This is a genomic window from Rosistilla oblonga, from assembly GCF_007751715.1.
GTDB lineage: Bacteria > Planctomycetota > Planctomycetia > Pirellulales > Pirellulaceae > Rosistilla > Rosistilla oblonga.
On record NZ_CP036292.1, the window covers coordinates 2,435,136 to 2,449,013 of the forward strand.

General features: G+C 55.4%; 10 protein-coding genes. 2 read left to right on the top strand and 8 right to left on the bottom strand.

The genetic code is table 11. The features are described 5' to 3' along the window. Nucleotides 1-7 precede the first annotated feature (7 nt). The 4 genes from pseG to pseB all read right to left on the bottom strand — a co-directional run bounded on the left by pseG (nt 8) and on the right by pseB (nt 4,057). Nucleotides 8-1,069: a UDP-2,4-diacetamido-2,4,6-trideoxy-beta-L-altropyranose hydrolase gene (gene pseG, locus CA51_RS08685; RefSeq protein WP_145119677.1), complete on the bottom strand. Its 1,062-nt coding sequence runs from the start codon at nt 1,067-1,069 to the stop codon at nt 8-10. Beyond that, the gene (gene pseF / locus CA51_RS08690; RefSeq protein WP_145119679.1) at nt 1,044-1,766 is read right to left on the bottom strand and encodes a pseudaminic acid cytidylyltransferase; all 723 of its coding nucleotides are present in this window, start codon (nt 1,764-1,766) and stop codon (nt 1,044-1,046) included. Before pseF ends, pseG begins: the two co-directional genes overlap by 26 nt. Further along, nucleotides 1,763-2,953 (bottom strand): UDP-4-amino-4,6-dideoxy-N-acetyl-beta-L-altrosamine transaminase, encoded by a 1,191-nt coding sequence (pseC, locus tag CA51_RS08695; protein WP_231746077.1) that lies wholly within the window; start codon nt 2,951-2,953, stop codon nt 1,763-1,765. Before pseC ends, pseF begins: the two co-directional genes overlap by 4 nt. A gap of 72 nt (nt 2,954-3,025) precedes the next feature. Continuing rightward, nucleotides 3,026-4,057: a UDP-N-acetylglucosamine 4,6-dehydratase (inverting) gene (gene pseB, locus CA51_RS08700; RefSeq protein ID WP_145119684.1), complete on the bottom strand. Its 1,032-nt coding sequence runs from the start codon at nt 4,055-4,057 to the stop codon at nt 3,026-3,028. A 975-nt stretch (nt 4,058-5,032) separates the two neighbouring features. On the opposite strand from pseB, the gene CA51_RS08705 reads away from it, so the two are divergent. Both CA51_RS08705 and CA51_RS08710 read left to right on the top strand, forming a co-directional pair. After that, a complete protein-coding gene (locus CA51_RS08705) occupies nt 5,033-6,505 on the top strand; it encodes a capsular polysaccharide export protein, LipB/KpsS family (RefSeq protein WP_145119686.1) in 1,473 nt (490 codons plus the stop codon). Nucleotides 6,506-6,672: 167 nt separating this feature from the next. Then, complete coding sequence (locus CA51_RS08710) at nt 6,673-7,698, top strand: class I SAM-dependent methyltransferase (protein WP_145119688.1); 1,026 nt, start codon at nt 6,673-6,675, stop codon at nt 7,696-7,698. Here CA51_RS08710 and CA51_RS08715 read toward each other — a convergent pair. From CA51_RS08715 to CA51_RS08730, 4 genes are all read right to left on the bottom strand, one after another. Next, on the bottom strand, nt 7,695-8,756 hold the full coding sequence (locus CA51_RS08715; RefSeq protein WP_145119690.1) for a GSCFA domain-containing protein: 1,062 nt from the start codon (nt 8,754-8,756) through the stop codon (nt 7,695-7,697). The two genes, CA51_RS08710 and CA51_RS08715, sit on opposite strands and share 4 nt — an antisense overlap. A 33-nt stretch (nt 8,757-8,789) precedes the next feature. Beyond that, entirely contained in the window at nt 8,790-9,971 is a 1,182-nt protein-coding gene (locus tag CA51_RS08720) for a phytanoyl-CoA dioxygenase family protein (protein ID WP_197451693.1), read from the bottom strand. Nucleotides 9,972-10,242: 271 nt separating this feature from the next. Next, nucleotides 10,243-11,547, bottom strand: a complete 1,305-nt coding sequence (locus tag CA51_RS08725) for an IS256 family transposase (protein WP_231746078.1) — start codon at nt 11,545-11,547, stop codon at nt 10,243-10,245. 323 nt (nt 11,548-11,870) lie between these two features. Continuing rightward, nucleotides 11,871-13,244 carry a capsular polysaccharide export protein, LipB/KpsS family gene (locus tag CA51_RS08730; RefSeq protein ID WP_145119694.1) on the bottom strand — a complete coding sequence of 458 codons (1,374 nt, stop codon included), beginning with the start codon at nt 13,242-13,244 and terminating at the stop codon, nt 11,871-11,873. Nucleotides 13,245-13,878: the final 634 nt, after the last annotated feature.

The window sequence follows — 13,878 nt, forward strand, 5'->3', positions numbered from 1 at the left end:
TAGGGAATCACGATGGATACAAATTCATTGGCTTGTTGTGTTTCAGTAGACGATCGACACACCGCCAGGCCCCCTTGCCGTCGACGAGCTTCAGCGCCTCAGCTCGCGCGACTTGCAACTTGGCCGGATTGTTCAACATTGCGTTGACCGCAGCCTTGACGTCGCTGGGCTCCACATCAGCGGCAGGCCCCAAGTTGACCGCGATCTGTTTGCGCTGCAACGCGGCGGCGATTTCGATCTGATTGTCCGCTATCACCAGAACAATTCTTGGCAGTCCATAATAACACATCTCCCAATTCGAACTGCCTCCTGCTGCGATTGCCAAGTCGGCCCAACGATACTGGTGCGACATCGCGGCAACATCTTGCAGGATTTCGATCCTTGCGTCACCGCCAATCGCTTGCTTAAGCGAGTCGACGTGCGAATTCATCGCGCCGACGATCACCCGGACCGACAAATCGCTGTCGCTGTCCGAACGGAGTGCTTTGATGATTGCCGACGTGACATTATCCGGGTCGGAGCCCCCCAAGGTTACCAGGATCCGCTTCCCTGTCGGCTCGTCCCGCACCGTGTCGAACGCATCGACCAGCTCGCGTCTCAATAACGCATACGAAGTTCCCAGTAGCAGTTGGGTCTGGGGCGAGAGATTGGGATACCGCGATTCCGCAACGTCCGCGTTTTGATTGAGCACAAAATCGGTGCTGTAATGTGCCAGGTGAGAACAATCGTCTATCGCCAGCGTCGAATGCTTTGAACGACCAATCGCAGCGTGGTAATCTGCGCCGTACGTATAGCCGTCAAGGACGATGGCAGCGGCCCGCATCCTGTCCGCGACGGCAAGCAGTCTACGGGCATCTTCGCTGCTGCCGGGAGGGTCTGTCACGGAGATCAGACGAAATCCTTCCGCGGCGATTCTCGACTTCAATGCATCGGGCAGCTCCGAGCTCGCAAACGTAACCTCCCCGCCTCGGTCCTGCCAGGCTTGAGCAATTGCCAGGGATCGCATGACGTGTCCGGCCCCGATCGTTCTGGAGGCATCGGATCTAATGATCAGTTGAGGGAGGGCCATGGGATTCTTGCGCCAGAAGCTCGAACATTAGCTCGGCACGCCGCCAATCTTCCGCAGTGTCAATATCTTGCACCCGGTGCCGAGGAATCGGAATACCAACTAATGATGCTGAAAGAATTCCGCCCGCCAGTCGTCGCCACGTCGGTTCGGCTGCCCAGTAGAACTGTCCCGCATCGTGCCACGCTTCGGGAAGGTCCTGCGAGCGGGTTGCTTGGTGCTCCGGGTAGAGCATTGCATGCAAGCCATTTTGCTGCAACGCCAAGGACCGGAAAATCGAGTAGGGAAACGTCGTCACGGGGAGTGCAAAGTCTGCAGCCGGGGTTCGTTTGAGAGTCTCCAGTCCACGTCGGATGTCTTCTGGAGAGACAAAAGGCGCGGTCGCGTAGATGCAACAAGCATATCCCACAGGGTCTGCTGTGGAGGTCAATTGAGCGATCGCGTGTTGCACTACGGGAGTCGTCGTTGCAAATTCGTCTGCCAATTCAGGCGGACGGACGAACGGGACTTCCGCTCCGCAGCGGATTGCGGCGTCAGCAATTTTTTCGCTGTCTGTCGAAACGATCACGCGGTCAAAGACGCCCGCCTGTTGCGCCGCTTCGATCGAATATTCGATCATCGGACGTCCGCAGAACGGACGAATATTCTTATCCGGAATGCGTTTGCTTCCGCCTCGCGCGGGGATCACGGCCAAGATCATGCGACCACACTCAAGCGAGTAACGCAACCGATCACATGCTGGACGTCTTGATCACTCATGGCCGGATAAAGCGGCAGGCTCAGGGCACGTTGGTAAAACCGCTCAGCGACCGGACATTTGCCGACCCGATAGTCGAACATCTTGCGATACCAAGGCTGTAAATGAACTGGAATGTAGAGCACCTGGGTTCCGACACCCTGCTCATGCAATCGCCTCATGAATTCGGTGCGGGTGGTTGTCAATGCGTCAAAGTCGATCTGAAGTGTATATAAATGCCAGGAGGTCAGCGATGCATCCGCAGGGTTCCGCAAGCGGGGTGTTTGGATTGTTTGGATATCAGAAAATGCGGCATTGTATTCTGCGACGATCGATCGACGTCGAGATAAAAAAGCCTCCAGACGCTCAATTTGGCTTAACCCCAGCGCACACTGCAGGTCGGTGATTCGGTAATTATAGCCAAGATGCTGCATCTCGTAATACCACGGTCCGCGCTCCTCGAACGAGGGATCGCCAAGGCCATCAAAATTTTCACTCGATCGGACCATGCCGTGTGTCCGCAACGCCCGCGCCCGCGCCGCATACTGATCATTGTTGGTAACCAGCATCCCGCCTTCGCCGGTGGTCATTGTTTTCACCGGGTGAAAGCTGAACGTTGTCAGATCCGCCCAGGGGTGGCCGCCGATCTTCCATGTTTTCTCTTCATGCTGGAATTGCCCCGCCACGGCATGACATGCGTCCTCGATAACGACCGCACCGTTGGTTCGCGCCACGGCGGCGAGTGCCGGCATGTCAGCCGCTTGGCCCGCATAGTCCACGGCCACCACCGCTTTGGTGTCATCCTTCCAGTTCTGCCGCAAAGCATCCGGACATAGATTGTAGGAAACCGGATCGATGTCGACGAAATCGGGGACGGCGCCGGCAAACGCTGCCGCGTTTGCTGATGCAAGAAACGTGTTCGGGCTTGTGACGACTCGGTCCCCCGGCCGGACTTCTGCCACCAGCATCGCCAGATGCAAGGCAGCCGTTGCGTTGCAGACGGCGATCGCATGCTTTGCCCCGACAGCTTCCGAAAAACGCCGTTCAAACTCCGCGACACGCGGCCCAGTTGTCAAGAAATCCGAACGCAGGGCGTCCACGACGGCCTGGATGTCCGCTTCATCGATCGATTGTTTTCCGTAAGGAATCACAGTGATTCTTTGCCACAGGAGAGGGAGGGGGACACACGACGTCGCGATTCAACAATCCAAAATCCAACGCACCTAAGCCCGGTGGTTGGGATCCACATGCAGCTTGATCAGATCGCGAATCTGGGCGACGGTCAGCCAGTCGTCGTTGTGTTCGCTGCTGTAGCGAAAATCGTGAGGCACCGGGGTCCCTTTGTGATACTCAGCAAACTTCTGGCTCATTTCGTTCTGGTTGGTTTGGTGCATCATCGGGATGATGACAAAATAGCGATCGTTTTCAATCGTGTTTTGACTATCGCTCGCTGTCACCATTTCTTCGTGTAACTTCTCGCCCGCACGGATGCCAACGATCGGTTTTTCACATTCCGGACCAATCGCTTCGGCAACGTCCATAATCCGATACGAGGGGATCTTGGGAACGATAATCTCTCCGCCCAAGTTGTTTTCCAGTGAATACAACACCATCGCTACGCCTTCGTCCAACGAGATGTTAAACCGTGTCATGCGTGGGTCGGTAATCGGCAACACGCCGGACGAGCGGCGGTTCAAAAAAAATGGAATCACGCTGCCACGGCTGCCCATAACGTTACCATAGCGAACGACCGAGAACTTTATGTCCCGACGCCCCCGCAGGTTGTTTGCCGCAATGAACAGCTTGTCACTGCAAAGCTTCGTCGCACCATAAAGATTAATTGGTGCGGCGGCTTTGTCGGTTGACAATGCGACGACTCGATTAATGCCTGAATCCAGAGCCGCCTCGATGACATTCTGAGCACCCAACACGTTCGTTCGTATGGCTTCAAAGGGGTTGTACTCTGCAGCGGGAACCTGCTTCAACGCCGCAGCATGAACGATCGTGTCGACCCCCTCCATCGCACGCTTAAGCCTGCCGGCATCGCGCACGTCTCCAATAAAGAAGCGAATCGCGGGATACTTGTCAGCCGGAAACTGTTGCGCCATTTCGAATTGCTTGAGTTCATCTCGCGAGTAGACCACGACCCTTGGAATGGCCGGATACTCTTCAAACAAACGCTGGATAAAACGTTTGCCGAATGACCCCGTGCCACCGGTGACGAGGATCCGCGAATCGTTCAAGCTACTTGCCATGCCTCAATTTCCTTCGATATGGTGTTAATGTGGCCAGCGGCCCGAAACGAACTGGTAACGTTCCTGTGTCCAGCGGACTTCGTATCTGCGCGGCACACACACCCTGCACGCGATCTCCGAAGCGAATAAAACTCGGTTGCCGTTTGCGTGGTGGGCTTCCTGGCCGTAGGTCTGCTAAGTACGTAGTCGCAGACCGCTACGACAAAGTCCTTCCCCCAGCCCCCCTTGCCAATGAACAACACGTCCGTTTCCAACAATGCCGACTGCGATAGGGTTATCAGGGCTTGCTCGCGACTTAAAAAATCTGGATTCAGGTCCTAATGCATCTAACACTCTGGACTTGTTGGGACGCGAAACACTCGGTCCGAACTGCTACGTCTGGCTGCACTTCTAATTTCAGCTGCGCAGGCCGCCTTGGTTGGAACTAGCGCCGATACCAAGCATGATAAACGACTCTTGACTTTATCCGCAATACAGATATCGGGTCACCCTTGTGTGAGTTCATGCGGGTCGAACATTCGCGGTGTCCGGGAAGCAAACAGTGGCCCCGGCAGCTTGGCCGGCTAATTTTGTCGCCCCCGTTTCGCTGCGTCTGTGCATCGGCGTGTTGCATCGGCTGGCTAATCCGAAATTCACGCTCTTGCGGCGATGCCGTGTTATCGCCATCCTGGTGCAGCGAGCCGCCCGTCCCCGCCCGGGGCCTTGCTTGCCGCCTCCAGTGCCCGCTGGGGATCGACGCGGGGCGCTCGTCCGCAGCGAGCGGTACAAGGCGTCGGCCGTGGCCCCGACCCTGGTGATGCTTCCAGCAGAAGCCCAAAAGGATGACGTTGCCACGCCACCGCCATCCGAGGTATACATGACACATAGCACACCCATCTTGAGTGCCAAGGGCAATGACTTCAGGTAGGAGACGCAGGAACACTTGAAGATCGATAACCGAATTCAACGCAGACACTTAACCATAGAAGAGTCGTTATGGATAGCAGCCAGCAGAATGATTCTGGGCACCCCAGTTCAATGCTCTCACCGACCTCTTCGGTCAATGATCGCAAGCCGGGCTCGCGGGTATTAATTCAATTGCCGTCTCCCTACCAACGGCGTGTGTTTCTATTGGTTTTGGCTTACGCAAAACAGTTACAAAAAGTCGGGCAACAGCCAACGCTAGCATATTGTGGGGTCACCGGCGGCGCCTGCTCGGCCAACCTGGTCGGTAACCCCCTGGTCTGCATAGCATGCCAGAAAAGCACTCGAGAGTCGACCTCCGATACCGGCCTGCCTCTTGTGAAGCTAAACGCCCCCCCCTCGCATGCGACAAAGAGCCGTCTAAGTCACTCCGAGCGCAAAGAAATTGCGGAGGGTGTGCAAAGCACTTTGATCTCGTATCTCAGGGTCCTGAAACGCGACCTAAACAAAATTGGCATCGTTCGGGCTATCAAACGCAAGCACTACGAAACAGCGGCAACGCTTCTCGAAGCGGCGAATACCGTGATTGAAGAGCAGGGCATCGAGGAAACGGTGGTACCCAACGGGCGATTCGCGTGCCGAAAATCACTGATTATTGCATCGAAGTCAAAGGGGCTTCCTTTTACCACCTTGGACTTTAATATCCTGGGGAGGCCGATGGTGTTTCGGGGGCATACGCCGCACGATCGCGATGCGATCCAAACCCGCGTGCTTAGCAACCCCACCAGCGCCGAAGTTGCAGATCGATATTACAAAGCCCGCGAAAACGCAAACCTAAACCCGTTTGCAGCCAAGCACAACCAGTTCGCCCCTCCCGAGCAAGCCGGTGACCATCAACGTCGCATTTCATTCTTCCTGAGCAGTCAAGACGAATGCGAAGCACTTGGCCCGTTGTGGCGCTCACCATTTAGAGATAACGCGAATGTGATTTTTCAGGCAGCCACCAGATACCCCGAAACCTACTTTTGCGTGCGATTTCATCCCAACCAGGCCACCATTGCAAGTGATGTTTTCAGCGGCTTCGAGCAACTGAACGGGCTTAGCAACGTCAAGATCTACGGCCCCGAGGATGATGTCAACACCTATGACATGATTCGATGGAGCGACGTCATCATCACGTTTGCATCAACGGTAGCAGCCGAAGCCTGCTGGAGACAAAAGCCGGTTATCCAGCTAGGCCCATCATTTACTGACAAGCTTGGCATATCTGAAACACCACAAAGCATCGAGGAATTTCTCGAACTACTGGGCACCGAAATACAGCCCCGCGGATATGACGCTGCATGCAAATATGCGCACTACTCCGTTAAGGATTTCGATGAACTCGAATACCTCGAGTACAACGACGGCAAACTGGCGGCAGTAGGGTTCCGCAGAAAGCTGGCGGGAGTCATTGTCCCACTGGCACAAGTCAACGAACTTTCAAAACGCGGGCTCAAAAAGCTAATCAAGTATCGCTTACAATCCGGTCGCAAAGCCGCGTAGCAAGCACTGGAGCTTATGCATGTGCCAGCAAGTCGCCGCCCCACTAGCCTGCTATTGCTGATTGAGGTGCAGCGGGAGCCCACCCGCACACCGCACAAGATGCCATCACATTTCAACGCCCCGCATGCAGCAGCCCGCTGATGTCGACCACACCCCAGAGAATATCAATGGATATTGAAAACGTATCAATCGACGAAATCACCCAAAACATCCAAACCCAAACTTCGGTGAGTTCTGAATCGCTGCTGGGGACCGACCGCCAAAACGACCTGGACAAAGGCTGGCATGACACCGACAGGAAAGCAATTCACGAAGACTACTGGGGGAATGTGGTCTACCGAGAAGCCAAGGCACGACTGGACGAGGGCGAGCTGAGCTTTGACGAGTTGTGGGAGCATCTAAATATTCACGAATTCCTGGAAGGTTCCGCCGCCGGGCGAAAAGCTCAAGCGAAGTCCGCTATGCGCGGACTGTTCACAAACACGGCAAGCGAAAACACAGCTGCATCTGGTGCAGCGCTACACCGCAACTGCATCAAATTCATGCACAAGGGGCACGTAGGCGACATCAGCCCGTTTTCAATGTGCTCATTGAAGCGGGACAGGATGCTGACTCTACTCAGCCGCTTTGTCAAGCCAGGCGATGCGATAGTTGACTTAGGTAGCGGTTGGGGTCGGTACTCCACGCTGTTCGCCCACCGCATGCGTGATGTCTCAATATATGCAGGCGAAATTTCCGAGGCTGGCAGAGCAACCACAAAGCTGATAAGCGACCACTATTCGCTTGGTATCGGCAGCTTTGCTTTTAACTACTATGAGTGGAACGGGCTGCTGTCGGTGCTGAAAGAATGTAAGCGGGACAGGGTAGTGCTGTTTTCTAACTTCTCTATCGAGCAAGCAACGTATATTAACCTAGATCTTTATCGCGATGTTTTAGCACTAGGCAAGCAGATCCAGTTTGTGCATATCGAACCTGTCGGCTGGCAAACGTTACCCAGCCAAGACGCATTAAGATTTTCAACCCCGCCAGCCCGGCGGCTTGGCCCTGGCCAAGGTTACAACAAAAACCTGCTAGTGGTCGTCAAGAAGCTGGCGGACACGGACGCAATTAAAGACGTCAACGTGGAGCCAAATTACATTGCCTTCGGCAACATCCGCAACAGCGGGACGCTACTGACGTTTCGATCGAACTAACGTCTGCGCTGCAACCATTTCGGGAGACGCAGGAATGTTGATGCGTCGCGGTGCAACTTGGCAGGACTGTCGGGCGGTATCGCATCGACTCGGCGGGCCAGCGATTCTGAAAAATAGGACCGGCAAAAGGCAGATGTAATCTCCCGCACGGCCGCCGGGCGTATGTGACGCAAATCGTCGGAGCGAAATGCCGTTCCCGACCACATCGCGTACTCATAACTCGGCCAATATGTCACCGCGGGGTAGCGGCATGTCAGCGTGTCGGCACAACTGCGCAGGATCGACTTCGCTCGCATCGTTGCCGTGACAGCGTCGGCGCCCGAAAAGGTACGTGCAACCGGAATCGGCGATACTGTCAAGACGACATGCTTTTCCGGGAAGGCGCTAAAAAGCAGGTCCAACGCGCGCGTCATCACCTGGAGAACTTGATCGTAGGACGCATTGACGAACCGCAACTTGGATTCGTCAACATGAGAGCTGTACTCTGCGAGATGCCCTTCCCACCCCGTGATCTGAAAGGACTCAACCAAGCCGAGCGTCATGACAATTACCTTTGCCTTGTCCAGCCCTTGCTTGATCCGTTCGCTCATACGTTCGCGAATCTCCAGCGCGTCGGCCCTCGAGCTGGCGTAGACGCTGCGTCTGAACGGATCCATGAATGCTGTTTTGCCCTTAAATCTGCATTCCAGAATCGTTTCGGGATCCGATTCCTTGACTCCCAGGGCAAGCTCAATCTCTTGGCAGATAGAAAATGGCGTGAAACACTGGTAATGCGCGCGCTCGTCCCACCTGCCCCAGCTAGGATCTATCTTAAGTTCATCCATCAGCAAGGCTCCGATTCGAGGGTCGATTGCTGGGTGAACCTTCACGCCAACCCTTTCTAGAACCGCGCGGATTTCATTAGCGAAGCAAGAGCCGATCACGTATACCTGATCTGCTGCGGTGAGGCTAGCGTATCGGGGTACCGTAATCGCAGGCGACTGTACGACACGACGCCACACTTTCTGTCGCTTTGCTGAGGCTTCGCAACCAACCGTAAATTTCAAGCCAGCCAACATCTTGCTGTATTCCCTGTGACGGTGTGTGTGCAGCTACGCTGCTTTCGTGGGGGCTTTGGGACGCTGCTTAAGCAGCCCTGCGATCCGCGACATGAATCCACGCCCCCCCCGGGACGGCGCGCCCGCACGCTCGCGATAATTTTGAAAAACGCGAGGAACCTGCTCGCGCAAGCGTTGGTTCGCGTCAGACAGATCCGAAAACGAGAATGCCGGCACGGGGTTGAAGTACAGCGAGCTAGCGTACTCGAACTGCAGAAGCAGGCGGTGCCCACGAAGCACGCTGGCACCCTTGTGGTAACCTCGGGTGTTGACAATAGCGATCGTCCCCGATTCGCCCGTGATCGCCTGGATCCGGTCGGCCCCAAATGCTTGCTGGATGGCTTCATCCGAAACTCGAGCCGACAGCTTCACGCCGGGTAGCTTGTCTTCGTAATCACGCGCAGAACCTTTCACATAAACATGCGGCCCGTTGTCCTGGCCCACATCCGAGAGATACACAAACACCTTGACAAAGTCAATAAACTCCATGTCTTGGTGAAACCACTGGGCGTTGCGCTTTTGTGTCGCTTCGGAGGTCGCATCGCCCTCCAGCGGGAAGGACCACCAGGCATTGGTTTGAGCGTGTATTGGCGCAGCACCAAGCACCGACTGGGCAATCCCCAGCAGCGTTGGATCGAGCGCCAAGGCTTGCACTGCGCTGCATGTTGCCAAGTCCGCAGTATCGCTTACCCACCATGCCCCATGCAGACCCGATTGCGGCGAAACACCCGATGCTGTTTGCTTAGTGGAGCGATTCCTAAATGTCTTGCGACTCAGTGCCGAATGGATCGCTTCCAGCGATTCATGCGACAGTCGTTGCGGCAGCACAAAAACACCGTCTTCCTCAACAGCGTCCGCAGCGGATCGAACCACGGCTTGGTCTGCTGCACCAAGCACCCCCGTCTGTCCCAACCACTCGATGCGCTCCGGAAACACTCTTGCCAGCAGCGCTGTCAACAATCGACAATCGGCAAACGACAGACTGGCCTTCTGCTCTACGGTCTTCTTGAAATGGCGAGGGTGGAAGTAGCTTTGGTTCCGCTCGGACCGCAGCAGTTGCTTTGCAAAGTACAAAAAGCCCTGATTGCGGCTCAGCGTCTGTAGCTGTTGTTGCCAAGCGTCGGGAAGGGTAAAACTCGGATTCAAGCCCTTCGCTAAATCAACCAGTTCATCCATTGCACAACTCCAACCAATTCGTGAGATCCTCATTACCTGGGGACGCTCCGCGCGAACCCCACGCGAGCGTAAGCAATTTCACCCGGCGGAGCTAGAGCACTTTCGTCCAGCCATACCAGCAAGGCCTCTTGGCCTCAATCTACAATTAGGTTTCAGCCTCAGGCTCTTTCAATTTCGGCTGTCGGTGATGCACAAGAGACTGTTGGCGAACACGGGGTGGGAGAGCGAGCGCCCGGAGTAATTGTCAATTGTTGTGTTTTGAGAAATTGAATTAGGCGGCGATCTCATCCTGCATGATTCCGTCTTTGCAGGAACGCCCTTCGATGACGAGAGTGATCTTTTCGTGGCAGTTCAGGCGTCTCCATTTCTTGGATGCTGATTGGGCGGGCCTGAACATCATCGCCAAGCTTGCTCGCCGGGTTCCACTTCCTTTGGTCTTTCGATGGCGAAGCCGGATCGTCGCGAACGTGGACTCGATCGGGTTGGTCGTTCGGAGGTGACTCCAGTGCTCCGCCGGGAAGTCGTAGAATGCCAGCAGCACGTCGCGGTCCTTCTTTAAGCACGCGCATGCAGGAGCGTATTTCGCACCGTATTTTTCAAGGAAGTGATCGAACGCTTTGTTCGCTTCGGCCTTCGTCTCGGCTTGCCAGATTTCGTGCAGGTCACCCTTCGCCTTGGGCTGCACGCTCTTGGGCATCTTGTTCAAAACGTTGGCCGTCTTATGGACCCAGCAGCGCTGTTCGCGGGTCTCGGGAAACACTTTCCGAATCGCCGCCCAGAAGCCTAACGCACCGTCACCGATGGCGATCTTCGGAGCCATCTTCAGGCCTCGTTGCTTGAGATCGATGAGCAGTTCACTCCAGCTTTGTTCGCTTTCACGGTAGCCATCGAGGACGGCGATCAGTTCCTTTTTGCCATCGGGCGTTGCTGCCATCAGCACCAGCAAGCACTGCTTTTTGTTGGCATCGTCTTCCAGGCGGACCTTCGCGTGAATGCCATCAGCCCAGACGTAAACGTATTGCTTGTCGGATAAATCACGCTTGCTCCAATCGTCGTACTCGCTACACCACTGTTCCTTGAGCCGACAGACGACGTTGGGACTCAGCCCCGCGGCACGCGCGCCCACAAGCGACTGACGGGCTTCCGCGAAATCACCGGTCGAGATCCCTTTGAGGTACAGCCAAGGAATCAATTCTTCGATGGCCTTGGTCTTTCGCAGGTAGCTTGGCAACACGCTGGGCGAAAACGTGACCCGTCGTTTTCGATCGGGGTCATTGTCACGAACTCGCCCCTGGGTGATGGGAATGGATCCAGCACCGGTGAGGATGTCCCGCTCCGGCAAGCTTCCGTTTTTGACGACGAGTCGTCTGCCTCGCTCATCGGTTCGACTGGAATGCATGCCGATGAACGCTTCGACTTCAGCGTCGATCGCAGATTGCAGCATTCGCCTGGCTCCTTCGCGGACAATTTCGTCGAGTGGACTTCGCTGGTCGAACTGAGCCCGAAACGAAACCACTTCGGGATCGATCTGGTTGTCCACTGGCACGTCGGTTCGATCTGTTTTAGTCTGATTCATGGCGTATTCCTTTGCCCACATCGGGCCGTTGGAGGGTGATAGTTCCAACAGGATGCGCCACCTTTTTCATTCACTCAAGAACACGACTTTCGACAATACCTCGCGGACAACAGGAGTGCGAGCTCTAGATTAACCGTCTGACGCGGGCACCCTGCAATCAATGTCGATGCGGCTGAGCCCCTTGCTGTAGGTTGCCTGCCGGTGGTCGGGGATTGCAGCCGCTGGAGCTTGGTTGGTTAGCGGGGATGTCATGTTAACGAATCCGCTCACGGAATAGCGGCTGCGATCGGGGCAACCTGCTTCGCTGCTGCATGGCCGGTTGTTTAGGCGACCGACCTTAGGACCTGGGATGACAACGTGTTTATGTTTCTAGCCAGGATGGGGATGAGCGGAAAGCTGCGGCTTAGTTCGGTTGATTTCATCACCTTGTTTTCCGTCATCAGGTAAGGCAGGTCATCGCCGGCGTGGGTAACGTAATACGCCAGCTTCGCTGCCCCGGTTCGGTCTTTTGGCTCTAGCCGCTGGACGCACATCAGTCCATGCAGTTCGTTTTCATTGGCCGGCGTGTACGCTACATCCAAACTGTCGTAAAACGACGGCCCGATCATAATGACGGGTTTGCCAATCCAACATGCCTCCACGGCGACGGTTGAATTAAATGCGATTACGGTATGGGCAGCATGTAATAGATCGTAGGTGTTTGCTTGGTCCTGTGGATAGTAGATCCTCACGTTGGGCATCTGCTCGAGCGCCTGGTAGGGCCAGGTGATATCGCTGCGAATGCCAGCTTGGTTGGGATGAAAACGAATGCAGAACAAGGTTCTAGGATTGCGCTGACACAGCCGCATCAAGACAAGATGTTCTGAATCGAAGCTCGACTTCCAGGCCTTCCCCAAAGAAGCAAATTCGTCCTGACTGCTTAGGAAGATCGGAACCATCCGATCAAACCCGGTCGTGTCGGGCACCTCGAAGGCTTCGCATTGGTGTTTCGCAAATTGATTGGCGCTGGCTGCATGCTGCCGGTCGGAAAAGAACTTTTCTGCTAGTTGCCAGTCAACTTCTTGCTGCATTACTCGCTTCTGGATGCCTACCCGATCGTGGGCCGTGTGGCCGAGGTGGATGATCGGACGCTTTGCTGCGGTGACTTCCAGCGTATTAAACGGCTTGCCCTGCTGTTTGGCTGCGATGATACCGAACTTGCTGCAGGCGTGGCGGCCATTAAAAACTTCGAACTCATCGATGCCGTGTTTCGTTATCAGGCGTTTCATTTGGACCAGCAGCCGCGTGCTGGTCACATAGTATCGCCGCTTGAGCCAACGCAGCAAGCGATGCGATCGAATGTCTTTGGGCAGCAGACGGAACGATGAAATAAAGGCGCTCAGAACTCCCTCAACAATCTCCTTGCGTTCGCTAATCGACAGTTCTTTCTCCACCTCGATATCGACCTTGTCGGGACATAGTGCCACGACGGGCAAGCCGAATTTTTTTGCAGTTCGTTTGGTTGCGAAATGGCACATCGTGCATACCAGCGGATTGCCCGCTTCGTTGCAAACGCAGACGCCACACTTCGCATTGCAATAGGTAACCGTCACGTCATGCCCCTGGTCTTGCAGTTGCTTGGCGCGTGCAAACCCGACCAACGCGTTCTTTCTCCATAGCGGGTAGGCTGCATGAACAAAGATTTTTTTCAGCTTCATCTCTAGTCCCAGAAAGACAAACGTTTCGACACAGCCAGAACCTGCTTCCCACCTTCCCGACGTTGTATGGTCAAGCGTGAAACGCCCTTATCTCCGTCAGCCAAACGCAAACGCCCATGCGTATGGGGTGTCGCGATGATCTAGCAAAACCGCGTGCAGAGTGAAAGGGCAATCCAGTCCGCAAGATGTCCCCAAAAGCCAACCAGTGAACACGACTGGGGCCGCTGCCAACAGACCATTTCAAGCAGGTTCAAGCAGGTTCAAGCAGGTTCAAGCAGGTTCAAGCAGGTTCAAGCAGGTTCAAGCAGGTTCAAGCAGGTTCAAGCAGGTTCAAGCAGGTTCAAGCAGGTTCAAGCAGGTTCAAGCAGGTTCAAGCAGGTTCAAGCAGGTTCAAGCAGGTTCAAGCAGGTTCAAGCAGGTTCAGGAAAGTGGTCCTGGGCGTTCGGTTAGAACGCCTTGCTAGCGTACCGGTGCGCCACGCCGAAGGGCTGGCCTTCGCCGAAACTAGAGGGGGCGAGTTGGGGACAGGCTCGGTGCCGGATCGATTGTGCAAGGGCACGTCGGGTTGGGAGAGGTGGCGCGGTCGGTTCGGTTTTGACGTATGGCAAGCTGGTCGGTGGGGCGATCCGCGACT